Raw genomic sequence first — 24,398 nt, 5'->3', positions numbered from 1 at the left:
GGCCGCCCGATCCCTTCGGGCGGCCTTTTTTACGCCTCCACCCGTTCGCTTTGAGCCTGGTCGAGAAGCATCAGGCACAGTCAGATCAGGGCCGCGTCGTCCAACTCCAGCTTACCGCGTCGGTCAGTATCTTGCCGCCTGCCTGCGCGCGTGCCTCGACCCGGTTGCCGCCCTTGGCCAGATCGATGTCCCAGGCCGCGATATGATCCTCCACCGGCACGCGCGTCCATGCCCCGTCATTCAGGCGCAGTTCGACCGCCGGCTGGTTGGAAAAGACCTGCACCTTCACGCGCTGCGTGCGCTTCGTGACATCGCGACGGCTGGTGATGTGCAGCATCGGTACGTCCGACCAATTGGCCTGATACCAATAATAGGCGTCCTTGCGGACCTTGCGATCCTCGCTCACCAGCCCCTTGTCGTTGATCGCCGGCCGGTCGCCTTCATTGCGCTTGAAGGAGGGAAAATCGATCCCGACCCAGACGAAGGTCGACCAGAGGAAGGGCCGTTTCTTCATCTCGCGCCAATGTTTGATGTGGAAGTCGGTCTGATATTGTTCGGGATGCCAATAGCCGTTGGATTCCGGTCGGGTCATCACCGGGTCTTCCTGATGCAGGATGCTGGCCCCTGCGCCATATTCGCTGACGCCGATCGGCCGACCGGGCAGCTTGGCATGCAAGTCGTCCGCCCACGGCCCGATGTCTTCGGACTTGGTCCAGTACCAGCCGAAATAGCGGTTATACGACACGGTGTCGCTATGCTGTGCGATAGGGTCGCTATCCTCCAGACAGCAATGTGCATAGGTGGTCGGCCGGGTCGGATCGAGCGCCTTGGCGGTTGCCTGCAATTCGGCGAGGATGCGGTTGGAGGCGGCGTCCGACTTGCGGATTTCATTGCCGATGCCCCAGAGCGCGACCGAGGGGTGATTGCCCGTCTGCGCGATCAGTTCGCGCATCTGATCGACCAGATTTTCGCGGAACGCATCGGACGGATCATGGTCGTCGATCAGCGGCACTTCGGTCAGCAGCAGCAGACCCAGTTCATCCGCCCGCTCATAGACGCGCTGTGGATGCTGCATATGGGCAAGCCGGATCGCGGTCGCGCCCATATCGGCGAAGATGCCCAGATCCTCGTCAATCTCCGCATCGGTGACGATCGGCCCGCGCCCGAAGCGGGTGGGATGCTGAAGGTTGACGCCGCGCATCGGATAGGGCGCGCCGTTCAACAGCACGGTTCCGTCCGGCTTCACTGCGATGGTCCGCACGCCCAACGGCACGGTCTGGCTGTCGATAATGCGCCCGCCCTCCACCACGTCGGTCACGACATGATAGAGATAGGGGGATTTGCGCCCCGTCCAGAGCTGCGGATTGGGCAGCGTGATCGTCTGCTTCACCGCCTCATGCGCGCCGGGGGCGAGCGTGGCCGGGGTGACGGAGCGCGCCACCGTCTTGCCGCTGGCGTCTATGATCCGGCTGGCAAGCGTAAAACGCGCCGCCGCAGCGCGATCGTTGCGTAGCGCCACGGCGACGTCGATGCTCGCACGGCGCGGCTGGAGCGCGCTGGTGCGCACCTGTACCCCCGGCCCGGCATGATCCAGCCGGTCGATCGCCAGCGCATCCACTTCGATCAGCGACACGCGGCGATAGAGGCCGCCGAAAATGTTGAAGTCGCCATTCAACGGCGCGATATGGGTGTCGCGGCTATTGTCGACCCGCACCGTGAGCAGGTTGCGCCCCGGCGTCAGGGCGTCGGTCGCGTCGATGCGGAAGGCGCCATAGCCACCCTGATGCGTGCCGATCCTGCGACCGTACAGCCAGATGTCGGCCTTCAGCGTCGCGCCGCCGAAATGCAGCAGATAGCGTTTGCCCGGCTGCGGCTTGTGGTCGATCGCCAGCCGATACCAGGCCGGGCCGCGATAATAGACACCTTCCGGCTCGCCCCGCGCCTTGGCTCCGCCAATGCCGCTGTCCTCGGCGTTGTACGTGTGTGGCACACTGACCGGCGCCCATGCGCGATCATCGAAACCGGGTGCCTCCGCCCCGGCGGCGTCCGCCTTGACGAACCGCCACCCGTCGGCGAGCGGCGTTTCGGTGGCAGCCTGAGCCACGCCCGGCAACAGCAGGGCAAGCACGAAACTGGAGCGCATCGTCATTCCTTCAGCTTAAAGTCTGGATATCGCCGATCTGGATGCCGCTGCTTGCGGTCGACCGGATCGCCGTGTCGCGGGGCTGGCGCGATCGCAGGCCATCGACCATCGCCCCCTGCACATCGTCGAACAGGATGGCGGGCCGCGCGTCAGTCGCTTCGACATCGAAGCTGACGTCGCGCAGGCTGATGTTGCGGGCATGGCGGACGAAGAGGCCATGCGCCGGGAACGCTCCCATGAAGCTGGGCTCCAGACTGCTGGCCGGCCGTTCGGGGATGGCACGGGCCGCGTCCGTCGCGCTGCCTCCACCGGCGGAGCGGACATGGACGTTGGAGAAGCTGACATCCTCGATCGGCGCGCCCGGATTGCCGACGATGCCGCAGGCATAGGGACCAGATGCGCCGGACACATTGATGTCGGAAAAGCGCACCCGCCGTACCTTTGAGGGACCATTGCCGCGCGGCGCCCGGTTGCGTGCGGCGAGGCGCACGAAGATGGGATGGTTGACGACATTGCGCAGGTTGATGTCGCTGAACGTCACATCCTCCAGCACGCCGCCGTCGATCGCACCCATTTGCAGCCCGCGCGTATTTTCGCAGGTACAGCCGGAAATCAGGACATTGCGAAAGCCGGTGGCGGAATCGGTGCCCAGCTTGATCCGCCCCAGCACGCCGACATTGTCGGTCGACCGGTAGGTGGACGGGCGATACTGCCCGTCGATCAGCGTACCCAGATCATAGCCGCTGGTCTTACAGCCGATGACGCTGACATCCTCGCAGAAAACCGGTTCCTGCAAGGCATAGCTGCTCTTGAGGACGATCGCGTCATCCTTGTGCGCGTTGACGATGCAGTTGGTCACGCGCACGTCGCGGCAGCAGTCGATGTCGATGCCGTCGCGGTCGGTGTCGATCGTCAGATTGTCGATGGTGACATTGGTCGATCCCAGCACATAGCAGGCGAAATGCCCGCCTTGCAGGATGGTAAAGTCGCGCAACAGGACATTGCGACAGCGGCGCAGCGCCACTGCCTTGTTGCCGCGTCCTTCATATTCCATTTCGCGCGGGATCGCCCGGCGCGCGGCATCGGCGGTCAGACCCTGTTCCTTCGGCGACTTCCACCCTTCGATCCCGTGCCAACGCGGCGCCGGCCCCTCCCGGTCCAGCCCCAGCCCATGGATCATCCCGCGTCCGATGATCGCGACGTCGGTGACGCCGTCGCCATAAATCAGCGCATTGTGGAAATGGGCGACGCCATAGTCGACGAACTGCTCCTCATAGACGCCTTCGGGCAGGTCGTAGCGCCCCTTGTGCCGGCGCGGATCGGCCGCCTCGATCAGGCTGCCGGGCATCAGCAACAGGGTGATGTGGCTTTTCAGGCGGATGGAGAAGCAAAGATAATGGCCCGGCGGCACGACCACTGTGCCGCCACCGGCCTTGCTCGCAGCCTCGATCGCGCGATTGAAGGCATCGGAATCGATCGCGACCCCGTCCCCCTTTGCGCCATGGTCGCGCACATCGTGGAAGCCACGCAGCGATCCGGCCGCCCGCACCGGCGCCGACGCCATCGTGAAGGCAGCGCCGAGGCCCAAGGTCATGGCGCGCCGACTGAAATTCGCGCGTTCGATAACGCCGCTCATCATGCGATCCCCTCATTATGTTGTATGACGTATTACATAATGAGGGGTGGCTGTGAACCCCTTAAACCGATCGCTACACCAGCAAAGACCTGTCCAACTCGTTGACGCATTTGGCACCGCTCAGCGCCATCGACACTTTCATGCCCTGCGCGATCAGGTCGAGCAGGTGAGTGACGCCCGCCTCGCCCTGTGCCGCCAGCGCATAGATATAGGCCCGACCCAGCAGCACCCCATGCGCGCCCAGCGCCAGCATCCGGACCACGTCCAGCCCGGTCCGCACGCCGCCGTCGACCAGCACGGTCAGGTCGTCGCCGACCGCATCGGCGATTCCCGGCAGCGCCCGCGCAGTGGACAGCGCCCCGTCCAGTTGCCGCCCACCATGATTGGACACGACGATCCCGTTAGCCCCAAAACGCACCGCATCACGCGCGTCGTCGGGGTCGAGAATACCCTTGACGATCATCTCGCCCTTCCATGTATCGCGTATCCATTCCAGATCGGACCAGGTAATCGACGGATCGAAATTGGCGCCCAGCCAGCCGATATAATCGGCCAGATCCGTGGGCTGACCGCGATAGGCGGACACATTGCCCAGATCATGCGGCCGACCCAGCAGACCGACATCCCATGCCCAGCCCGGCCGGCCCATGGCCTGCATCATCCGGCGCAGGGGTGCGTTGGGGCCACTCATGCCCGAATGGGCATCGCGATAGCGCGCGCCGGGCAGCGGCATATCCACGGTGAAGACCAGCTTGGTCACGCCCATCGCCTGTGCCCGTTCCAGCGCATGGCGCATGAAACCGCGATCCTTGAGCACATAGAGCTGGAACCAGACCGGCTGGCCGACATGCTCCACCACCTCGGTCACGGAGCAGACGCTGACGGTCGAGAGGATATAGGGGATGCCGGCGCGGGCTGCGGCACGCGCCACCTGCAACTCGCCGCGCCGCCGCATCATGCCGCCCAGACCGATCGGCGCGAGCAGCAGCGGCATCGCCATCCTCTCGCCGAACAAGGTGGTTTCCAGACTGAGCGCCGATATGTCGCGCAGCACCCGCTGGCGCAGCTTGATGTCGGCCAGGTCGGCACGGTTGGCGGCCATCGTCTCCTCGCCAAAAGCGCCGCCATCGACATAGTCGAACAGGAAGCGCGGCAGGCGCCGCCGCGCCGCCTCGCGATAATCGAGCGGGGAAGAAATGATCATGCGGTAGTCCTCAATTGGCGGGCTTCGTCCAGCGACAGGAGCAGGTCGGCGCGCGCCGGCATCTCGGCCAATATATGACGGGTCAGTCGCTCATAATGTTGCACGAAGCGGTCGAGCTGCGTGGCATCCATCGCCTTGTCGGCACCCCGCGCCAGCAACGCCTCCTCCTGCTGCCCGCGCCAGCCGCGCACCACCGAGAAATCCGGCGCGGCGAGCAGGACGAGCCGGTCGATCCAGCCGAACAGTTCCGCATAGGGGCCACGCAACTGGCGATTGACATGGCGGCGCCAGATTTCGTCCTGATCCTCGTCGCGTTCCAGAGCATTGACCGGCGGTGCCAGATCCGCCTTCGCCTGCGGTCGCGCGCCGACGCACCAGCCCTCGAAGATCAGCAGGTCGATCGGCCCATCGACAGCCTCACCCTGTGGCAGCGGTTCATCCTGCCCCTTGTCAAAGCGTGGCAGCAGGAGCGGCTCTCCGGCCTTGGCCGCCTCCAACAAAGCGATACCCCGCGCGACATCATGGGTGCCGGGCACCCCGCGCGTGCGGAACAGCGGATGCACCTGCGCCGCCAGTTGCCCACGTGCCTGCCGCCCCAGATAGAGGTCGTCCAGCGACAGGATGGCGGTGCGATGCCCGTCCTTCTCCATCAACGCCTGCAAGCCGGTCGCCAGCGTCGACTTGCCCGATCCCTGCGCGCCGCACAGGCCCAGGATCAGCGGGCCGCCCGCCGCAGCCAGCCAGCTCCGCGTCGCCGCAGCGACCCGCTCAAGCGACGGGGTCAAGCAACGGCTCTCCGGCAAAGAAGCGATCGAGATTGTCCGCTACCTTCATGCCCATGGCGGTGCGCGTCTCGATCGTAGCGCTGCCCAGATGCGGCAGCAGCACGACATTGGGCAGGGCGATCAGGCCGGGATGGACCTGCGGTTCCGCCTCATACACATCCAGCCCAGCCGCCGCGATCCGCCGGTCGGCCAGCGCCTGCGCCAGCGCGCCCTCATCGATCAGCGTCCCGCGCCCGGTATTCACCAGCACCGCATGGTCGGGCATCCGCGCCAGCAGCGTGGCGTCGACCATATGGCGCGTCTCCGCCCCGCCCGGCGCATGGAGCGACAGCACATCCGCCTGCTCGGCCAGCGCGCCAAGGTCGGCAAAATAGGCATCTGCCGGCATGTCGTCGGCGGGACGACGGCTGTGATAGGCGATGCGCATGCCGAACGCCTGCGCCCGCTTCGCCACCGCGCGGGCGATCCGGCCGAATCCAACCAGCCCCAGCAATTTGCCGTCCAGCGATTGCCCGACCAGATGGGTGGGCCGCCAGCCGGTCCAGTCGCCGGCGCGCAATTCCCGCTCGCCCTCGCCCGCCCGGCGCATCGCCATCAGCATCAGGGTCATGGCGATATCCGCCGTCGCTTCGGTCAGCACGTCGGGCGTGTTGGTGACGACCAGCCCCGCTTCGCGCGCGGCGGCAAGGTCGATATGCTCGTAACCCGCACCATAATTGGCGATGATCCGCACCCGCCGCCCCTCAGCCATGAGGACTTCGCGCGTCACCCGGTCGGTCACGGTCGGGCAGAGCGCATCATGGTCGCGCATCGCCTGTGCCAGCGCGGCCGCATCCATCGGCCGGTCACTGTCGTTGAAGCTGACGTCATAGCGGGCGGAAAGCCGCTGCTCCACCATTTCAGGCCAGCGGCGGGTCAGCAATATTCGGGGTCTTGCGCTCACAACAGACCCCGCTTCGCCAGATTGCGCATCAGCGCGGCCGTGCCGAAGGTCCAGGGTTCGACCCGGTCGGTCGCCGTCACCCGGTTCACCAGCATGCCCAATTCGTCACAACCAATCCGCACCTCGTCTCCTTCCGCATGGGTGAAGCCCCGTCCCGGATCGCCCCGGTCCTGCGTCGGTGCGAACAGGGTACCGAGATAGAGGATGAGGCCATCGGGATAGGGATGATGCGCGTTCACGGCCTGCGCGGCAAGTTCTGCGGGCGGGCGGCTGATTTCCGCCATCGCCGATCGCCCTTCCATGACGAAACCGTCGCGACCATCGACCCGAAGCGTGACGGTGATCGCCTCCACCGCGTTCAGGTCGAAACCGCCGTCGAACAGGCGGACGAAGGGACCGACCGCCGCCGCGCCATTGTTATCCTTTGCCTTCCCCAGCAACAGCGCCGATCGCCCCTCGACATCGCGCAGATTGACGTCGTTGCCCAGCGTCGCGCCGACGATCCGCCCGTCCGACGCAATCACCAGCACCACCTCCGGCTCCGGATTGTTCCACACCGATGCGGGATGGACGCCGATCGCGCTCCCCGTACCGACCGTCGCCATGGGCTGCGCCTTGGTGAAGATCTCGGCGTCGGGGCCGATCCCGACCTCCAGATACTGGCTCCATGCTCCAGCCTCGATCAGCATCTGCTTGAGCTGCGCCGCCGCGTCCGATCCCGGCCGCAAATGGCGCAGGTCATCGCCGACCAGCGCCTGCACCTGCGCGCGGATATGGGCCACCGCGTCCGGATTTCCGCGCGCCTTTTCCTCGATCACCCGCTCCAGCATGGAGGTAACGAAGGTGACACCGGCCGCCTTCACCGCCTGAAGGTCAATAGGCGAGAGCAGCCACGGCCGGGAGGAGTCGCGCCGGTCCGATGGGGTGTTGGCGAGGATATCGCGAAGGGCACCGACATCCTCGCCCTTCGCGTCGCGCAGCCCTTGTGCTGGGGAGGAGGCTTCGCACAGGTCGCGCGCGGTCGGGAAGTGGGTGGAAATATCGGCCAGTCGATCGCCATCGACGCGAACGAGCGACGGCCCCTCCTGGTCGGGGCGCCAGATGCGGCCGAACAGCAGCGCATCGGGATCAGCGGGCAGGATGGCGGCGGGGGACAGGTCCATCGCTTAGCGCCGCCGGAAATCGGGCGTGCGCCGCTCCGCGAAGGCGGCCCGGCCTTCAGCGGCGTCGGCGGTCGCGAAGCAGATCGCCTGTAAGTCGCGCTCATACTCGATCGCCTTGTCATAGGGCATCTGATGGGCAGCGCGCAGGTTGAGCTTGGCGGTTTCGGCCGCGATCGGTGCCCGCTGCGCGATGGTTGCGGCGATTGCCTGCGCCCGCACCATCAACTGGTCGGGCGGCGTCACTTCGCTGACCAGCCCCCAGGCCAGTGCCTGCTCGGCGCTCACCATGTCGCCGGTATAGAGCATCAGCGCGGCATTCGACATGCCGATCGAATGGGCGAGGCCGACCGCCATGCCGCCACCGCCGATCCAGCCCAGCTTGATTTCCGGCGCAGCAAAGCGCGCGTTGCTCGACGCAATGCGGATGTCGCAAGCCATGGCGGTTTCCAGCCCACCGCCCAGCGCGTAGCCATTGACCGCCGCGATCACCGGCTTGCGGCAGGCGCGCAGCGCGTCGCAATAATCCTGCCGGTTGCGGAAGTCCCAAGGGGTCGCATAGGCATCCAGCATCGTGATGTCGGAACCGGCGGAAAAGGCCTTCTCCCCCGCGCCGGTCACGATCAGCACGCGCACTGCGTCTGATGCGTTGCACTCGGCCACTGCCTGCACCAAGGCCGCTGCCATTTCCGGCGTCATGGCGTTCAGTTTGTCGGGCCGATTGAGCGTGATGGTGGCGACATGATCGGCAATGTCGAAGCGCAGTAGGGCGCTCATAATTCGGTTCCTTTGCGATGATGGCGGCGGAAAGCCGCCTCTATGGCGTCCAGCACTGGGTCGGCCGCCTCCCCTTCGACCAGGCCCGCGCGCAGCCGCGCCGATGCCTCGGTCTGGAAGGCGATGGCGCCGTCGTGGCGCGGGCGCAGGCTGGCCGCCTCCAGCGTGGCACGGGTGCCGCTGTAAAATCCGCCCCAGCGGGCATCGACCGCCGGGTCGGTCCAGGCGGCGCGGAGCGAGGGCTGGCCTTCCTGCGCGGGGATGAAGATCCGCTGCGTCTCCTCCCCCATCAGCCAGAGGAGGTGCGCCCTGAGCGCCGGCGTCACTTCGCAACGCTTCGACACCGCGATGCCGGTGCCACCCAGGATCGACCCGATGCCGGCCGGCCCGCGCGGCGCATCGGCGAAACCGACCCGGCCACCAGCAGCATAATTGACATAGCCATAGACGAGCGGGACCAGATCGATCGGCTCACCGGCCGCCATCGCCTCCAGCAGGGCAATCGGATTGGCATGCAGGAAGGCGCGGCTGGTCGCGCCGGTCAGCGCAGCCATGATCGCATAAGCGGCCCGCCCCGCCTGCCGATCCACGAACCCTTCGACCGGTCCCGCCCCGCCCAGCGCGGCGACGATCGACTGGAAGGACAGGATTGCATGCGGCCCGGCCAGCGACAGGGCCACCGGCTGATGCACGGCAAGGGCTATCACCGCGTCCCATGTTGCAGGCGGCGTTTCGATCCGATCAGGGGCATAGGCCATGACTTGTGTCGCGGCATCCAGCGGCAGCGCCCAATGCGATCCGCCATAATGATAGCTGGCAAGCGACCGGCCGATCGCGGCCCCTTCCAATCCCGCCAGCCAATACGCGTCGAACAGGCTTTCCATCGGCTGGAGGCAATCCTGCGCCACCGCTTCACCGACATGGGGATGGTCCAGCACGATCAGGTCGTAGCGATCAGCGAGGTCAGCGATCGGCGCAGCCTCGAACCCCTCCAGCGAGTGGCGATCCCAGCCGATGGTCAGTCCTTGTCCCGGCGCGACCTCACGCCCCGCCGCCTCCAGCGCACGATAGCCGCGCGGATGGTCCCAGGTCAGGCCGCGATAAACTGGCAGGCTCATGCGTGCTGGCGCACCACGCCGGATTCGATCAGTTGCGCGATCTCCGCCTCGCTGCGGCCGGCCTCGGCCAGCACCTCCCGGCTATGCTCGCCGACCAGCGGCGCGCCGCGGGTGATGGTGGACGGCGTGCGCGAAAAGCGGATCGGAAAACCCGGCACCTTCACCCGGCCCTCGGTCACATGATCATATTCGACGAAGGTGCCGTTGTGGCGGATCTGCGGATCATCGACCAGATCGGCATAGCCATAGACCGGGCCGCACCATATGTCGGCGGCGCGGAACGTCTCCAGCCAGTGCGCGGTATCGCGCGTCACCAGATGCGCCTTCACCTGCGCGAAGATGGCGTCGCGCTGGGTCCAGCCGTCCCGCTCCTCATCCAGTTCCGCGAAGAAAGGATCGTCCAGCACTTGCCCCAGCGTCTTGAGCGACGCCATGGCCAGCGTCATATAGCCGTCCGCCGTCGCGAACACACCATAGGGCGCGCGAATATAGCTGTGGGCATGGGGTTCGGCCGATCGCGTCTGGGCCTTGCCGCCAACGGTGAATACCGACAATTCCTGCATCTGGATGGTGGTGATGGCGTCGAGCATATTGACCTGCACCAACTGCCCCTCGCCGGTCCGCTCGCGGTGGAAGAGCGCGGCCAGAGCGCCTTCGAAGGCGGTATAGGCGGTGACGGCATCGACCAGATACTGGCCGGCGGGCGACGGCGGTGCGCCTTCCGCTCCGGCCGACAGCATCGCGCCCGACATGCCCTGCAACAGCAGATCCTGCCCCGGATAGAGGCGATAGGGGCCATCCTCGCCATAACCGGACATGGACACATAGATGAGGCGCGGGTTGATCACCGACAGGGTCGCATAATCGACACCGAGACGCTCAGCCACGCCGGGGCGGTAATTCTGGAGGAAAATGTCGGCCTCCTTCACCATGTCCAGCAGCACCGCCTTGCCCTCCGGCGATTTGAGGTCGATCGCCAGCGACCGCTTGTTGCGGTTGAGGGAGAGGAAGGAGACGTTGACGCTGTTGCCGGTCGCGCCGCCGGCCGAGGCATGACGCTGCCATTCGCCACTGATCGGTTCGACCTTGATGACGTCGGCGCCCATGTCGCCCAGCCGCTGCGCCGCGAACGGTCCCGCCATGGCGATGGAGCAGTCGAGAACGCGAATATCCTTGAGTATCGTCATATCTGGTCCTTCAGGCCATGACCCAGCCGCCATTCACATGCAGCGTCTGGCCAGTGATGAAGCCTGCCTCGTCGGCGGCGAAAAATCCGATGGCATGGGCGATGTCGGCGGCCGTGCCACGGCGCTTGACCGCCTGCGCATCCAATACCATCCGGTCATAACCTTCCGGGTCGGGATGGATTTTCTCGGCATCGGTCGGGAAGGCGCCCGGTGCGATCGCATTGACGGTCACGCCATCAGGGCCGAACTCGCGTGCCCACGCACGGGTCAGCCCGACCAGCGCGCCTTTCGACGCGACATAGGGGGACAGGTTCGCCCACCCCCCCGAAATGGTAATACTGGAAATATTGATGATCCGGCCGAAACTCTTCGCCCGCATGCCCGGCAAAGCCGCCTGCACCGCGACGATCCCGGCATCGACATTGATGCGCTGAACCCGTTGATGCTCCTCGACGGAAAAATCCTCGAAGGCCTTGGACGGATAGATGGCGGCATTGTTGATGACGATGTCGAAGCCACCATGTTCGGCGATCAGTGCATCGAGTGTCGCTCGGAAACCGGCGAGGTCGGACAGGTCGGCGGTCGATATGACCAGCCGCCCCGGCCCCTTGCCTTCCGCCGCCTCGGTCAGGCGCGCGACCTTGGCCGGATCATTGTCGACCGCGATCACCGTCGCGCCGCGTTCGATCAGCAGCAGCGTCGTGTCCAGCCCCAAGCCACCGGCCGCGCCGGTATAGAGGATCGTCCGCCCTTTCATGCCGCACTTCCGATCGGCGGGAAGACACCCGATGGCGCCGGATAGTCCTCGTCCGGCTGGCACTGGACGCCTTCGATCCGGGCGACGGCGGCGGAAACAGTTTCAGCATCGGGCAGGACGCGCAGGATCGTGTCGTAGCGGCGCTCCTCGCCATGCTCCAGTTCGATCAGTTCGCCGCGCTCACGCGCGAAGTCCTTGCCCAGCACATGGTTGGTGGATGACTCGATCCCCACCGCATAATGGCCGGCATGCAGATTCTGCCATTCGAACATGGCCGGAAACTGATCCTTGCGGGTAACGACCGAGAAGCCGAAACCCAGCGCTTCATTGACGATCGCCACCTCGACCCGGCCGTCGCCGTCGGGCGCCATGTCATGCTGCCACACCTGTTCGTGGAAATTGACGATCGGCGCGGGCAAGGTGCGATAGCCCACGCCCTGCGTCCGATAGGCATCGGCATGAGCTGCCCAGAGCACATCACGGATCGGCGCGACATAACGCGTACCTTCCGCCACCACCGGATGACCGACATTGATATGGTAGCAGAACATGTGCGGCGTGCGGTAGAAGCCGTGATTGACCACCCGGTCGGTCAGGCGAATCTCGTCGCCGCCAAGGTCCGCCTCGATCCGGCGGATAAGGTGCAGATCCTCCCCGAACACGGTCGACTGGCGGACAATGCCCTCCGCCCAGAAAGTGCAACGATCGCCATCCCACTGCTCGCCATAGCCCGTCAGTTGCGCCGGGATCGTGCCGACGCGGCCATGCAGCGAGGAAGACACCGTCTCACGCGGGCCATAATGATAATGGCCGGCCGGATCGTCGTGCATGAACAATATATGGTCGAGGCCGCAGGTGATATTGAGGCCGGACATGGAGCGGAACCAGCCAAGGCCGCCCTCGCCCTCATAATCATGCAGCCCCGGATGGCGGAAGCCCGACGGCGAATGCCAGCCGACCGCGCGCCCGCTATGGTCGCATTCGGCAATATCCATGGCACGATCCACCAGCACGGTGAAGGCAAGACCCGACCCGGTACGGAATTGCAGCATTCGCACGCCACGCTCGACACCGTCGCCCAGAGTCATCAACCGCACGCCGGCAAATTGCGACAGCGCGCCGGATCGTTCGGCGATATGTCGTTTCGACACATCGCCGCCATAAAGCCGGGCCATTCAGCCTCTCCATCTTGTAAGACATATGATGAATATATAAGCTAGATGGACTCGTCAACCGGGAGAGGGAAAATGAGAGAGATTGTCCGCCGTTGTTTTGCGGTCGACCTTGTGGACGACCCGGCGATGATCGCACGTTATCGCGCCTGGCATGCGCCGGGCGGCCCGCCGGCGGCCGTGACCGCCGCGATCCGCACCGATGGCGTTATCGATCTGCAAATCTGGATGATCGGCGACCGGATGATGATGATCATGGAACAGGATAGTGCGCTGGCGGTCGATCCTGCGATCAAGGCGGAGCGCGACGCAGCCAACCCAGATGTCGTAGCCTGGGATAGGCTGATGCGCCGCTTCCAGCGTCCACTCCCCTTCGCCCCGGACATGACCTGGGTCGAGATGGAGGCTATCTATTCGCTGGCCGCACAACCCTATGATATTAAATAAAATTACTCTTCAAGGACGAAAAAATTGTCAACAATTTGTCAACAAAGACGTCGTGATCATCTGTGAGGCGTAGGGACACCAAAGTCAAATACCTGTACCGAGCATCAATCATCGATTTACGCTTTTGCCGTTCTGACATCCGGTTGGAACGGGCAATCATCTCCCAACGCTCACGACGGCGGATGTTGCTTTTCACGTCTTGTGCTATTGCAAGTTCTTGCAACAGCCGCCCTCTACACTGCCAAGGTCACTGTCACCTGTTCGGTCGGCTCAACACTTCTCAACCCTAATTCATACTCTGTCTCCGCGGCCATTATTCATCTCAAAGTAGATCAAATCTGCCCATAAGCCCCCAAATCAAAATGTTATTGCTTCACCTGTCCGAGCGCCTCGTCACCGGCCGATGCTAGAGTTTGAGCCGATATATCCCCGACTACTTTTTACCTCAAAGCAACCCAAAATTACCCATGACGTCTAATATGAAAGTCCACTATTTTCAGTGGCTTGAATGTGCCACCATGGATTGCCACCAAGATTCGAGGTGGAGTGGTGAAACAACACATTTTTGGCGGAAATGTTGTTCGTATCGCCGCGTGAAACGCGGAGATGAAGGGCTATGCTTTCCGACAAGGTGCTGACCTCGATGGTGGCTCACGACAAACCGATAAAGAAATCTGATGGAGGCGGGCTTCTCATCCGGGTCGAGCCATCTGGCCGGAAGCTCTGGCAACTCGCCTATCGGTTCGATGGCAAACAGAAAACGCTGAGCGGCGGGATTTATCCCGATACGAGCCTTGCCCAGGCGCGCGCATGGCGGGATCGCAACAGAGGGCTGATCGTTAGCGGTACGGACCCATCCTCTCTGGTCGAAGAGAGAAAGTTTCAGCGGAAGGTTAATGCGCTCACCTTTGAGGCCTTGGCTCTCGAATGGTTGAAGGCGCGCAAATCCTCTTGGTCGCCGCGATACTACAGGATCACCAAGCAGCGTCTGGCCGCCGATATCTTTCCCCACCTTGGCAACAAGGCGGTTCGCTCGATCTTGCCGCGCCATGTCCTCCAAGCATTGAGACAGGTGGAGGAACGAGGCTCAGTCGGCATGGCGCACAGACTGAGGGGCACATGCAGCGAGATCTTTCGATATGGCATACCTGACGGCCGCGTCGATAGCGATCCGTGTCGGGATCTTATCTCGGCCATGGTGAAGATCCCTGCCACCCGCCACATGGCAAAGGTTGAAGCCAAAGACCTCCCCGCCTTCTTTCGCAAACTCAACGCCGATCAGGGCGACCGAGTGAGCCACCTGGCGCTGCGCTGGACGATGCTCACCATGGTCCGCACGCAGGAAACCCGCTTTGCGACCTGGTCCGAATTTGAGGGCTTGGGAACGGACGAACCGCTATGGCGCATCCCACCGGAGCGCATGAAGATGCGGACCGAGCATGTCGTGCCCCTACCTCCCCAGGCGATTACCCTCTTGCGGGAAATCAGAAACGAGAACCCCTATGGGCTCGCAGGGAACGAACGGTTCGGAAAATACCTGTTCCCCGTCGCCGGCTCACGGTCGGACACCATCAGCGAGAACAGGATGCTGGACATCCTTTATCGGATGGGCCTGAAGGGCAAGGTGACGGCGCACGGTTTCCGGTCACTTGCAAGCACGGTCTTGAACGAGTCAGGTCTGTTCCTGCCGGACTGGATCGAGTTGCAGCTTGCCCACGTGCCGCGCGGCGTACGGGGTATCTATAATTCTGCGCGATATCTGGAGCATCGCCGCAAGATGCTCGCATGGTGGGGGGACTATCTCGACGCGGCCGAAGCGCAATGTCAGGAGCCTTGCGCTAAGCAAAAATTAGAGGATCTTGCCGCAACAGCACCACTGCACTGGTTTCAATCCGAGTGGTAGTCTCGCGGGGACTCCATCCAACGTTGGAGTTTTGAGAGGCGCCAGGCAACGGCCCTGGGCCCGATGCGCTCGGGCCGAGGAAATGTGCCCGCCTTCATCTCGCGATATATGGAGGACCGCGGCTTCCCGGTCTTTGCCATGACCTTGCCGATCCGCAAAAACTGCTCTTCGAAGTCTTTCATGGCCAACTAATCTTCAGGTTTGGCCTGCCCGCCATAGGCGCATATGGTGACGTCTCCGAGATGTTCAAGTGAGTGCCCCCCAGATTACTCGATGCCTTCTATCCTAATTATGAGGGCAGGAGACGAAGGTTGGTAAGCCCTAGCTCGGCGACAAGTTCACATCACGGACGTGGGTAAATTCAAAGCCCCCCAAACCATTTTAGATTCGGTCCTTGGACAACAAAGAATCCATTTTACCCTCCGATGGCCGTCGGCCTTTTCGATTACTGAGGCCGTTGGGACGCAACGATTGCTCGTCTGCACCGTTCAGCCTCGATGGAAGTTGCACCACAAAACGACTCCGCAAATCAAGAATGCCCAGAGGTTAGGCTCGGATGGCTTCACTTGCCGTTGTTCGCAAAGATCGGGCTCGGCTTTCTTGCTACCGTCATCATTATCTGGCTCGTCCTCTTCCTTACCAAGGGCCGTTTCCTCAAACGCCCATTTGAGCGGACGGTCGCCACACTCACTGAGCGCGATGTCGCGGTCAAAGGCGACTTCCAACTCTATTTCGCACCCTTCAGCCTGAAATTTCTGGCCGAAGGCTTCACACTGTCGAACCCGAAATGGGCGCGTCAACCAACGCTCTTTTCGGCCCGTCAGATCGATGCGCGGATCGCGCCATTTTCGCTGTTGTTTGGAAAGCGCCATCTCTATGCTCTGACGCTGCGCGATGCAGCGATCGATCTTGAGTGGAATGCCGCGCATGACGCCAATAGCTGGACCTTCAGCGAGAAAAAGGGCGGCGAGCCGCTCGCCTTTCCCCGTATCGACCGGGCCAGCATAGCGGGAACACGGCTGCGCTATCTCGACCCGCGCATGCGGCTGCTCGCCGATCTTGAATTCGATACGATCCAGTCGACGGATGCGCGGATCGGCAAAGCGGTGGGCGCCAAGGGAACGGGCCGTATCCGGGAAACCCCTTTCCGCCTGACCGCACAATTGCTCTCGCCCGATGAAACCGCCAATCGTGGGCGTAATCAGTTATCGCTCCGGGCCTGGGCGGCGAACAACGTCATTGATGTGAAGGGCACTCTGCCTTCCGTGGCGGATATCGAGAATGTCCCCTTGCAGACGCAGGCCAGCGGCCGCGACATGTCGGAACTGCTGGCGATCATCGGCGTGGCCATTCCGCAAACCCGATCCTATCGACTGAAGGGCCAGCTCATCAAGCAGGATGATGTCTATCGCTTCACGGACCTCAGCGGCACCTTTGGCAATAGCGACGTCGCTGGCAGGCTGACCATCACCAATGGGGAGCGCGTGCGCCTGGATTCCGAACTCTCCACCAAACGCCTCGATATTATCGATACCGCGCCATTCATTGGTTACAATCCCGATATCGTGGCCAGCAAAGGCGCCACGGCCGCTGCGGCTGCAACGGGCGCTTCTGCCGATCGCATTCTTCCCGACGCCGCCCTGCCCGTCGCGACCATGCAGGCGTTCGACGCGACGCTCAAATGGCGGATCGGTACCGTCCGCTCACGCAACGTGCCGGTATCCGACATCGACCTCAGCCTCGCGCTGGACAAGGGGAGGCTCTCGCTTTCCCCCCTCACCTTCTCTATGGCCCGCGGCGATGTTGCAGCCGACATCATTCTCGACACGCGGCAAAGTCCTGCAGCCGACAGCTATGACATTCGCCTCGCTCCCACCCCGATGGGCAAGCTGCTCGGAGGCTATGGCGTAGTCGAGGCCGGCACGTCTGGCACGATCCACGGGCGGATCAAGCTGGAAGGGCGCGGCGACACGATCCATGACAGCCTGGCGAGCGCCAGCGGCCGCATCGCTTTCATCATGCCGCAGGGCAGCTTCTGGACGCGAAATGTCCAGCTTTCCGAAATCGACCTCGGCACCTTTGTCTACAAGATGTTTCAGGGTCGGCTGAAGGAGCCAGTGGGCATTAATTGCGGTCTGATCGCCTTCACCGTGCGCGATGGCCTGGCGGACGCTGACCCCATCCTGATCGACACAAAGAAGAACGTCATTACCGGGCGCGGCGGTTTCAGCTTTCGCACCGAAGCGCTCGACATTGGTGTGCGTGCCGATGGCAAGAAGTTCAGCCTCTTTTCGGGCCAGTCGCCGGTGGCGATTGGCGGCCATTTCGGGTCGCCTGCCCTCAATGTCATCAGTCCGGAGTTGCTTGGTCGGTCGGGCGCAGGACTCGGGCTTGCTCTGCTGGCCAGCCCGCCTGCCGCTGTGTTGGCGTTCGTCGATGTCGGTGACGCCAAGTCCGCTGCTTGCGGCCCGGTACTGGCCGGCGCACGCGCCGTGGCCCAACGCACCAAGGGCGGTAAGCCGCGCGACGACGTCTCGAAAAGGGATAAACAGTAAGGACAGGGCGATGCGACTAGGCCGCCAGTCGGCCCCGCCCATCCGCCTTAGCCCGGCAAAGCGCCTTGTCGGCGCGCGCCAACGCCTCTTCGAAATCTTCTGCCCCTTCAGGGGACCCGCGATCATCATGCCACCGCTGATCGCCATCGCAGCCGTCAGTCCGAGAACATCGCAGATACGCGGGATCAGAGATGCGCTCGGCAGCCAACCCAGATTCAGCATGAGGAGGGGCACCGCGTGCGCCGCGCCCATTAATAGAGGCGGCGCTGCCATCCAGGGTTCGAGCACGGGCCGCGCCTGAAAATGCCGAAGGCCCGTCACGGCCAGCACATTACTCCAGGCGAGCAGCATTAGGAGAATTGTCCCATGAACAATCCCATGCTCGCCCCACAGGCCAAAACCGATCATCACCCCGCCGTACAGAAACGAACTCAAGGACCAGTAAAGCAGATGATCATCCTGTCGGCGGCCACGCCATAGCAGCAGGAACACGAAGCCGAAGGCAGTCGTGTTGAGCAGGCTGCACAAGCGCAGTGTATCGATCTCGGCCAATGTTATGCTGCCCCTGGGTTCATCCCCGCCTGTGTCCCGAATTTGGTTAAAAAAATATGTTTCCCAACAGGTTTTGCGGTGGGCTGATGATCGGCTCGTCAAGGTCAGAGGTTTAAGCGAGGGTCTTATCAAAACATTGGGAGGCGCGGTTCATATTGGCTTGTTCCTACAAGGAACCAAAGCAAATGCTGCTCGCTAAGTCTGCCGGAGGTCTCTCATGGCAACGCGCGCATATTGGCAGGGTCAGATCAAACTCGCTCTCGTATCGATCCCGGTAGAAATCTATCCTGCGACCAAGTCCGGCGCGGCGGTTTCCTTCCGCCAGATCCACGAACCGACCGGCAAGCCCATCCACTATGAAAAGGTGGTGAGCGGGGTCGGCCCCGTCGACCGCGACGAGATCCTCAAGGGCTTCGAGCTTTCCAAGGGCAATTATGTTCTCCTGGAGCAGGAGGAGATCGAGGCGGTCAAGATCGAGAGCCGAAAGACGCTGGATCTTGTCCAGTTCGTCGAAGCCGATGCGATCGACGTTCTCTATTATGAGAAGCCTTACTTCGTAGTCCCGGCAGACGATCTGGCCGAAGAGGCCTATGCTGTGCTGCGCGACGCGCTGCGCCAGACCAGGAAGGTGGGCCTTGGGCAATTGTCGGTGCGCGGCCGCGAGCAGCTTGTGTCCCTGAAGCCCTGCGGCAGGGGGCTAGTGCTCGAAGTGCTGCGCTATGCCGATGAGGTGAACAAGGCGCAGAGCTATTTCAAGGGACTGCCGGCTGATACGGCAGACGAGGATATGCTCGATCTTGCCGTCAGCATCATCGACAAGAAGACCGCCCCTTTCAAGCCGGACGAGTTTCACGACCGCTATGTCGATGCGCTCCACCGGCTGATCAACAAGAAGAAAAAGGCCAAGGGCAAGCGGATCATCGAGGATGTCGATGACGAACCGACGGGACGGAAGGCCGGCAATGTCATCGACCTGATGGCCGCGCTCAAGAAGTCCGCCGGCGGGGCGAAAAGCACACCAGCGAAGAAGACGGCGACCAAGCCGAAAACCGCGACGAAGAAGGCCGCACCCAAGCGCAAGAGCGCCTGATGGAACTCAATCCCGACACGCCGCTCCACCTGATCGACGGGCCGGCCCTGCTTCGTCTGGGCGTTGCGGCGGTCCTCGGCCTGCTGCTCGGGCTGGACAGGGAACTGCGCGGCCACGCGGCGGGGATGCGCACCCATGGGCTTATCTGCTTTACCTCCGCGCTGATGACCGTCTGCGCCATAGCCCTCCATCTCGAATTGCGGGGTGAGGGAAATATCGATCCGCTCCGCGTGTTCGAGGCTTCCGCGGCATTCACCGGTATCATAGCGGCGGGGCTGATCGTCTTCAGCAAGGGCGAGATCAAGAATCTGACGACGGTCGCCCATATCTGGCTGGCGGCGGTCATCGGGATCGCCTGCGGCGCGGCGTTATGGCCGCTGGTGGTGAGCGCGACCGTCATCGCCGTCATCATGCTGTCCCTGCTTGGCATCCTCGAACGGCGCTGGCTCGATCCGCAGGATCGGAAAGACTGATGGCCGCTAAAGACGCCCTTTCCACCTATAATGCCAAGCGCGACTTCGCGCGGACGCGCGAGCCCAGAGGCAAGGTCGCCAAAACCGGCGGTAACAGCTTCGTCGTGCAAAAGCATGCCGCGACCCGACTGCACTGGGACTTCCGGCTGGAGATGGACGGCGTGCTCAAAAGCTGGGCCGTGACCAGGGGGCCGAGCATCGATCCCGCCGACAAGCGGCTGGCGGTGCGGACTGAAGATCACCCGCTCGATTATGGGACGTTCGAAGGCTCCATCCCCAAGGGTGAATATGGCGGCGGCACGGTCATGCTGTGGGATCGCGGCACCTGGGAGCCGATCGCGGGCAAGAGCGCGGACGATATCAAGGACGGGCATCTGCACTTCATCCTGCATGGCGAGCGGATGAAGGGCGAATGGCTCCTCGTGCGGATGAAAGGCCGGCCCAAGGAAAAACGCGAGAACTGGCTGCTGCGCAAGATCGACGACAAGGAGGCTGGGTCGGGCGACGCGCTGGTCGAACGGGCGCTCACCAGCATATTGACCGACCGCTCCATGGCGCAGATCGAAGCGGACAAGGGCGGCGAGCAATCGCTTGAGGGCGCGAAGGGCAAGACCTTTTCCGCGAAAATGCAGGCAGCCGAAAATCATAATGCGAAGATCGCCCCCAGGCGCAAAGCCCGCTCCGCCGCCCTGTCCCGCTTCGTGAAGCCCCAGCTCGCAACGCTGGTCGACGCCGTGCCGACTGGCAACGATTGGCTGCACGAGATCAAATATGACGGCTATCGCGCCTTGATCGCGGCGAGCGGGAAGAAGGTCACGCTCTACACTCGCAACGGCCTCGACTGGACCGAAAAGTTCGGGTCGCTGGTCGCATCGATCGCCGCGCTGGACTTGCCCCCCTGCCTGATCGATGGCGAAGTGGTTGCGCTGGACGGCGATGGCAATCCGGATTTCTCAACGCTGCAGAACGCTTTGAAGCGTGGACATGGCGCGGAAGATGCCGACCATCCCTTGCATCTGTTCGCCTTCGATCTCCTGTCGCTCGACGGGCAGGATCTGAAAGGGCTGACGACGATCGAGCGTAAGGAGCGGCTGGAGGCACTGCTATCCGACGCCGATACTCCCATCCATGTCTCCGACCATATACTGGGCGCGGGGGAAACGCTGTTCCGGTCGCTTTGCGAGGCGGGGCAGGAAGGCATTATCTCTAAACGCGCCAACGCTCCCTATCGCAGCGCGCGAACGCGCAACTGGGTTAAGGTCAAATGCACACGGCGGCAGGAGTTCGTGATCATCGGCTGGTCGAAGAGCAAGGCCAATGCGCGGCCGTTCGCCTCCCTGTTGCTCGCCCAGTATGAGGGGAAGGCGCTGGTCTACAAAGGTAAGGTCGGTACCGGCTTCGACAGCGCCACGATGGACGACCTCGCCAAGGCCATGGCTCCGCTTGTAAGCGAGAAGGCCGCAGCAGAGGTTCCGCGCGTCGAGGCGCGCGGCGCGACCTGGATCAAGCCAAAGCTGATCGCCGAAGTTGCATTCGCTGAATTTACAGGCGACGGTCGCGTGCGCCACGGCAGTTTCCTGGGCCTACGGGCTGACAAGCCAGCCAAAACGGTAAAGCCCGAAAAACCTACTCCCACCCCCGCGCCGCCAAGCAACATCACGATCAGCAGCCGCGAGCGGGTCATCTTTCCCGACAGCGGGCAGACCAAGGGCGAACTGGCAGACTATTATGCCAGCATTGCGCCGCTGATGCTGCCGTTCGCCGCTAACCGGCCGGTCAGCCTTGTGCGCTGCCCACAAGGGCGGGCCAAGAAATGCTTCTTCCAGAAACATGACAGCGGCGCGCTGGGCGACGCCGTTCGACAGGTGCCGATCCGGGAAAAGAACGGCGGGTCGGAAGATTATATCTATGTCGAGAATGCCGATGGCCTTCTCGCCTGCGTCCAGATGGGTACGATCGAATTTCATGGCTGGGCGAGCCGCGCGGATGCGGTAGAGAAACCCGAGCGGATGATCTTCGATCTCGATCCCGATGAGGGGCTCGATTTCGAGATCGTGAAGCAGGCGGCTGCTGACATACGCGATCATCTGACCGATATAGGCCTTGTCTCCTTCGCCATGCTTTCGGGCGGCAAGGGCGTGCATGTCGTCGTCCCTCTCAGGCCAGGCCATGACTGGAACACACATAAGGATTTCGCGTCCCGCTTCGCCCAGGCGCTGAGCGCGGCGGAGCCCGAGCGCTTCACCGCAACGATGAGCAAGGCCAAACGCAAGGGGCGCATCTTCATCGATTGGCTACGCAACCAGCGTGGCAGTACAGCGATCCTGCCCTACTCCGCCCGCGCCCGTCCGGGCGCCCCAGTCGCCGTGCCGATCGATTGGCGCGAACTGGTGGGCATGAATGATGCCCATCCCTTTTCGATCGACGATGCCGAAGCGCTGCTGAAACGAACCACCAAACTCAAAGGCTGGGGCTTCGCGGCTCAGAGCCTGCCGGAAATTTAGGAAGGAAAGCCCTTGAAAACAGCCATCGTCACCGGAGGGGCGCAAGGCATTGGAAAAGGTATCGCGCAGGCCCTGCTAGCGCAAAGCTGGCGCGTGGCCGTCATCGACCGAGACGCCGAGGCCGTTCGCGATCTAACCACGGAGATGCCTTCTTCCCATCTCATCTTGATCCGCGCCGATGTCGCCAGCGAGAAGGATGTTGAAAAAGCGTTCCAGAAAATCGCAACATGGCAGGAGGGTAGCGGCGAACAGGACGGTATCGATTTGCTGGTGTCCAACGCCGGCATGGCTAATCCGGTGAGCGGGCCGATCGAGCAGCTGGATCTCAAGAAATGGCAGTCATGGCAGGACAGTCATGTCACCGGCGCCTTTCTGATGGTCCGCAGTGCGGTATCCTTGCTGCGCCTGCGCAAGGGCGCGATCGTCATGATGGCATCGACCCGCGCATTGCAGTCGGAGCCGCATACAGAAGCCTATGCCGCTGCAAAGGGCGCGATCTGCGCTATGACCCATGCATTGGCGATCAGCCTTGGCCCCGACATCCGGGTCAATGCGATCCTGCCAGGATGGATTGAGACAAGGCCATGGGCTAAAGCAGAAGCCAGAGAGGCTGTGGAACACCGCGATATTGACAGGGAGCAACATCCGGCCGGCCGCGTTGGTGAGCCTGGCGATATCGCTGCGACTGTTCTTTTCCTAGCCTCGGACGGGGCAAAATTCATCACAGGTCAGCAGATAACCGTCGATGGCGGCATGACCCGCAAGATGATCTACGCCCACTGATATTATCGTCTGGTTACGCGCATCGTTCAGCACGCCGGATCGATCGGCATTTCCATGATGGCCGCATCGCCCAAAAAGAATGAGGCCCCGCCGGGGGGATGGCGGGGCCTCTATGGGAGCCGAACGGATCGAGCGGGGGGCAAATTGATCGGTCCGACACCGTCAATAACCTGCAGCAAGGGTTGCAGTTCCCGCCAATAACGCCCTATTTTTATCAGCTCTGTTTCAGGCCTTCGGGCCGATCATGGCCGGGCTGCATCGCCACGCCCAGCCCAATCAATCGCCAGTCGTCAGGCGAGCGAGCGCGGCATGGATATGAGCTCGACGCTCTATATCTCTGGTGACTTCCAGCATAGCCCCCAGGCTGGCTCGCGCCTTGTCAACTTCGCGATGGACGAGTTGAAGACGGGCCAATTCCCACCAGCCCGCGTCATGGTCCGGCGCCATCACCGTCATGCGCTCGTACAGCGCCCTGGCGCGGAGCGCATCGCCCGCTTGCTCTGCGCGGCTGGCCTGATTGAGGAGCAGGCGCACAAGAGTCATGCGGTTCGACATGGGGGCGACGTGCGTCTCGCTCGGCCAGCCGCCTGCGCCCGACACCTGTTCGAGCAAGGCCAGCAGTTGCTCCGGCCGCACAAGCCGACCGCCGTTGAACGGATCGATCAGGGCCGGCGCTTCCTGCGGGCCTATGCTCACCAGCATATGGCTGGGCGTATTGAGCGCGTCCGCGCGCCAGCCCATACGTCGCGCAGCCGCGACATACAGAATTGAAAGGCTGACCGGCAAGCCACGGCGTCGATCGAGAACCCGGATCATATCGGCATTGATCGGCGCGTCATAGCTGTCGCGATCGCCGACGAAACCCAGTTGTTCGCCAATCACCTCTGCGAGCAACGTCCCCTGCCCTTCCCCGGACGCCAAATCTGTTGCGACGCGCTGTTTGCAAGCAGCCTCGACCGCGGCGCTGATCTGGCGCAGCTGTTCCAGATAGGGTTCAAGATCCTGGCCTTCATGATCGAGCGAACTGAGCGCCAACGCAGCGCTATCCAGCTCAATGTCCTCGTCATCGAGCAGTCCGATATATCCGATCGTCTCAGGGAGACTGGTCAAGCGATGACCTCCCGCCGGCAACTATATCTACCAGACACGCCTATACTCGTGATTTCGCCGATCGGCATCAAGTCCTTCATGGGTTGGGAGATGGGAAGT

The 24,398-nt window shown here is 62.9% G+C and carries 20 protein-coding genes; 7 read left to right on the top strand and 13 right to left on the bottom strand.

Going from position 1 to position 24,398, the window contains the following annotated elements; all coding sequences use genetic code 11:
* Window positions 1–85: 85 nt before the first annotated feature.
* The 11 genes from RQH62_RS20015 to RQH62_RS19965 form a co-directional block, all read right to left on the bottom strand.
* The gene (locus RQH62_RS20015) at window positions 86–2,143 is read right to left on the bottom strand and encodes a glycoside hydrolase family 2 TIM barrel-domain containing protein (RefSeq protein ID WP_311270412.1); all 2,058 of its coding nucleotides are present in this window, start codon (window positions 2,141–2,143) and stop codon (window positions 86–88) included.
* 10 nt (window positions 2,144–2,153) lie between these two features.
* Window positions 2,154–3,782, bottom strand: a complete 1,629-nt coding sequence (locus tag RQH62_RS20010; protein ID WP_311270411.1) for a glycosyl hydrolase family 28-related protein — start codon at window positions 3,780–3,782, stop codon at window positions 2,154–2,156.
* A 70-nt stretch (window positions 3,783–3,852) separates the two neighbouring features.
* Window positions 3,853–4,983 carry an FMN-dependent L-lactate dehydrogenase LldD gene (lldD, locus tag RQH62_RS20005; protein ID WP_311270410.1) on the bottom strand — a complete coding sequence of 377 codons (1,131 nt, stop codon included), beginning with the start codon at window positions 4,981–4,983 and terminating at the stop codon, window positions 3,853–3,855.
* Window positions 4,980–5,768, bottom strand: a complete 789-nt coding sequence (locus RQH62_RS20000) for a kinase (protein ID WP_311270409.1) — start codon at window positions 5,766–5,768, stop codon at window positions 4,980–4,982. The genes lldD and RQH62_RS20000 overlap by 4 nt, the downstream gene beginning before the upstream one ends.
* Window positions 5,752–6,711 (bottom strand): D-glycerate dehydrogenase, encoded by a 960-nt coding sequence (locus tag RQH62_RS19995; protein WP_311270408.1) that lies wholly within the window; start codon window positions 6,709–6,711, stop codon window positions 5,752–5,754. The genes RQH62_RS20000 and RQH62_RS19995 overlap by 17 nt, the downstream gene beginning before the upstream one ends.
* Window positions 6,708–7,874 carry a fumarylacetoacetate hydrolase family protein gene (locus RQH62_RS19990; RefSeq protein ID WP_311270407.1) on the bottom strand — a complete coding sequence of 389 codons (1,167 nt, stop codon included), beginning with the start codon at window positions 7,872–7,874 and terminating at the stop codon, window positions 6,708–6,710. The genes RQH62_RS19995 and RQH62_RS19990 overlap by 4 nt, the downstream gene beginning before the upstream one ends.
* A gap of 3 nt (window positions 7,875–7,877) precedes the next feature.
* Window positions 7,878–8,648 carry an enoyl-CoA hydratase/isomerase family protein gene (locus RQH62_RS19985; RefSeq protein ID WP_311270406.1) on the bottom strand — a complete coding sequence of 257 codons (771 nt, stop codon included), beginning with the start codon at window positions 8,646–8,648 and terminating at the stop codon, window positions 7,878–7,880.
* Entirely contained in the window at window positions 8,645–9,766 is a 1,122-nt protein-coding gene (locus tag RQH62_RS19980; RefSeq protein ID WP_311270405.1) for an extracellular solute-binding protein, read from the bottom strand. Before RQH62_RS19980 ends, RQH62_RS19985 begins: the two co-directional genes overlap by 4 nt.
* Window positions 9,763–10,953 carry a CoA transferase gene (locus RQH62_RS19975; RefSeq protein WP_311270404.1) on the bottom strand — a complete coding sequence of 397 codons (1,191 nt, stop codon included), beginning with the start codon at window positions 10,951–10,953 and terminating at the stop codon, window positions 9,763–9,765. Before RQH62_RS19975 ends, RQH62_RS19980 begins: the two co-directional genes overlap by 4 nt.
* A gap of 10 nt (window positions 10,954–10,963) precedes the next feature.
* The gene (locus RQH62_RS19970) at window positions 10,964–11,710 is read right to left on the bottom strand and encodes an SDR family oxidoreductase (protein WP_311270403.1); all 747 of its coding nucleotides are present in this window, start codon (window positions 11,708–11,710) and stop codon (window positions 10,964–10,966) included.
* Window positions 11,707–12,885 (bottom strand): aldose 1-epimerase family protein, encoded by a 1,179-nt coding sequence (locus RQH62_RS19965; RefSeq protein ID WP_311270402.1) that lies wholly within the window; start codon window positions 12,883–12,885, stop codon window positions 11,707–11,709. The genes RQH62_RS19970 and RQH62_RS19965 overlap by 4 nt, the downstream gene beginning before the upstream one ends.
* Before the next feature lie 72 nt (window positions 12,886–12,957).
* On the opposite strand from RQH62_RS19965, the gene RQH62_RS19960 reads away from it, so the two are divergent.
* Together RQH62_RS19960 and RQH62_RS19955 are read left to right on the top strand one after the other, a co-directional pair.
* On the top strand, window positions 12,958–13,329 hold the full coding sequence (locus RQH62_RS19960) for an L-rhamnose mutarotase (protein ID WP_311270401.1): 372 nt from the start codon (window positions 12,958–12,960) through the stop codon (window positions 13,327–13,329).
* 616 nt (window positions 13,330–13,945) lie between these two features.
* The gene (locus tag RQH62_RS19955) at window positions 13,946–15,232 is read left to right on the top strand and encodes a phage integrase central domain-containing protein (RefSeq protein ID WP_311270400.1); all 1,287 of its coding nucleotides are present in this window, start codon (window positions 13,946–13,948) and stop codon (window positions 15,230–15,232) included.
* Here RQH62_RS19955 and RQH62_RS19950 read toward each other — a convergent pair.
* Window positions 15,217–15,414 carry an AlpA family phage regulatory protein gene (locus tag RQH62_RS19950; protein WP_311270399.1) on the bottom strand — a complete coding sequence of 66 codons (198 nt, stop codon included), beginning with the start codon at window positions 15,412–15,414 and terminating at the stop codon, window positions 15,217–15,219. The genes RQH62_RS19955 and RQH62_RS19950 overlap by 16 nt on opposite strands.
* A gap of 390 nt (window positions 15,415–15,804) precedes the next feature.
* Between RQH62_RS19950 and RQH62_RS19945 the strand changes: the two genes are divergently transcribed.
* The 5 genes from RQH62_RS19945 to RQH62_RS19925 all read left to right on the top strand — a co-directional run bounded on the left by RQH62_RS19945 (window position 15,805) and on the right by RQH62_RS19925 (window position 23,189).
* Complete coding sequence (locus RQH62_RS19945) at window positions 15,805–17,787, top strand: AsmA family protein (RefSeq protein ID WP_311270398.1); 1,983 nt, start codon at window positions 15,805–15,807, stop codon at window positions 17,785–17,787.
* 769 nt (window positions 17,788–18,556) lie between these two features.
* Window positions 18,557–19,429 (top strand): Ku protein, encoded by an 873-nt coding sequence (locus RQH62_RS19940; protein ID WP_311270397.1) that lies wholly within the window; start codon window positions 18,557–18,559, stop codon window positions 19,427–19,429.
* Entirely contained in the window at window positions 19,429–19,902 is a 474-nt protein-coding gene (locus RQH62_RS19935; protein WP_311270396.1) for an MgtC/SapB family protein, read from the top strand. The genes RQH62_RS19940 and RQH62_RS19935 overlap by 1 nt, the downstream gene beginning before the upstream one ends.
* On the top strand, window positions 19,902–22,406 hold the full coding sequence (ligD, locus tag RQH62_RS19930) for a DNA ligase D (RefSeq protein WP_311270395.1): 2,505 nt from the start codon (window positions 19,902–19,904) through the stop codon (window positions 22,404–22,406). The genes RQH62_RS19935 and ligD overlap by 1 nt, the downstream gene beginning before the upstream one ends.
* A gap of 12 nt (window positions 22,407–22,418) precedes the next feature.
* Complete coding sequence (locus RQH62_RS19925; RefSeq protein WP_311270394.1) at window positions 22,419–23,189, top strand: SDR family oxidoreductase; 771 nt, start codon at window positions 22,419–22,421, stop codon at window positions 23,187–23,189.
* 276 nt (window positions 23,190–23,465) lie between these two features.
* Here the strand turns inward: RQH62_RS19925 and RQH62_RS19920 are convergent, their stop codons facing one another.
* Window positions 23,466–24,299: a transglutaminase-like domain-containing protein gene (locus tag RQH62_RS19920; RefSeq protein WP_311270393.1), complete on the bottom strand. Its 834-nt coding sequence runs from the start codon at window positions 24,297–24,299 to the stop codon at window positions 23,466–23,468.
* Window positions 24,300–24,398 lie beyond the last annotated feature (99 nt).

This window comes from Sphingobium sp. WCS2017Hpa-17 (assembly GCF_031843765.1).
In the GTDB taxonomy this organism is placed as follows: domain Bacteria; phylum Pseudomonadota; class Alphaproteobacteria; order Sphingomonadales; family Sphingomonadaceae; genus Sphingobium.
This window is presented reverse-complemented; position numbering and strand designations above follow the sequence as displayed.

Excerpts from the sequence above, each read along its gene's own strand:
- ligD (WP_311270395.1), top strand. The coding sequence starts at position 19,902 with ATGGCCGCTAAAGACGCCCTTTCCACCTATAATGCCAAGCGCGACTTC.
- RQH62_RS19975 (WP_311270404.1), bottom strand. The coding sequence starts at position 10,953 with ATGACGATACTCAAGGATATTCGCGTTCTCGACTGCTCCATCGCCATG.
- RQH62_RS20015 (WP_311270412.1), bottom strand. The coding sequence starts at position 2,143 with ATGCGCTCCAGTTTCGTGCTTGCCCTGCTGTTGCCGGGCGTGGCTCAG.
- RQH62_RS19970 (WP_311270403.1), bottom strand. The coding sequence starts at position 11,710 with ATGAAAGGGCGGACGATCCTCTATACCGGCGCGGCCGGTGGCTTGGGG.
- RQH62_RS20010 (WP_311270411.1), bottom strand. The coding sequence starts at position 3,782 with ATGATGAGCGGCGTTATCGAACGCGCGAATTTCAGTCGGCGCGCCATG.
- RQH62_RS19965 (WP_311270402.1), bottom strand. The coding sequence starts at position 12,885 with ATGGCCCGGCTTTATGGCGGCGATGTGTCGAAACGACATATCGCCGAA.
- lldD (WP_311270410.1), bottom strand. The coding sequence starts at position 4,983 with ATGATCATTTCTTCCCCGCTCGATTATCGCGAGGCGGCGCGGCGGCGC.
- RQH62_RS19955 (WP_311270400.1), top strand. The coding sequence starts at position 13,946 with ATGCTTTCCGACAAGGTGCTGACCTCGATGGTGGCTCACGACAAACCG.
- RQH62_RS19940 (WP_311270397.1), top strand. The coding sequence starts at position 18,557 with ATGGCAACGCGCGCATATTGGCAGGGTCAGATCAAACTCGCTCTCGTA.
- RQH62_RS19985 (WP_311270406.1), bottom strand. The coding sequence starts at position 8,648 with ATGAGCGCCCTACTGCGCTTCGACATTGCCGATCATGTCGCCACCATC.
- RQH62_RS19980 (WP_311270405.1), bottom strand. The coding sequence starts at position 9,766 with ATGAGCCTGCCAGTTTATCGCGGCCTGACCTGGGACCATCCGCGCGGC.
- RQH62_RS19950 (WP_311270399.1), bottom strand. The coding sequence starts at position 15,414 with ATGAAAGACTTCGAAGAGCAGTTTTTGCGGATCGGCAAGGTCATGGCA.
- RQH62_RS19990 (WP_311270407.1), bottom strand. The coding sequence starts at position 7,874 with ATGGACCTGTCCCCCGCCGCCATCCTGCCCGCTGATCCCGATGCGCTG.
- RQH62_RS19960 (WP_311270401.1), top strand. The coding sequence starts at position 12,958 with ATGAGAGAGATTGTCCGCCGTTGTTTTGCGGTCGACCTTGTGGACGAC.
- RQH62_RS19935 (WP_311270396.1), top strand. The coding sequence starts at position 19,429 with ATGGAACTCAATCCCGACACGCCGCTCCACCTGATCGACGGGCCGGCC.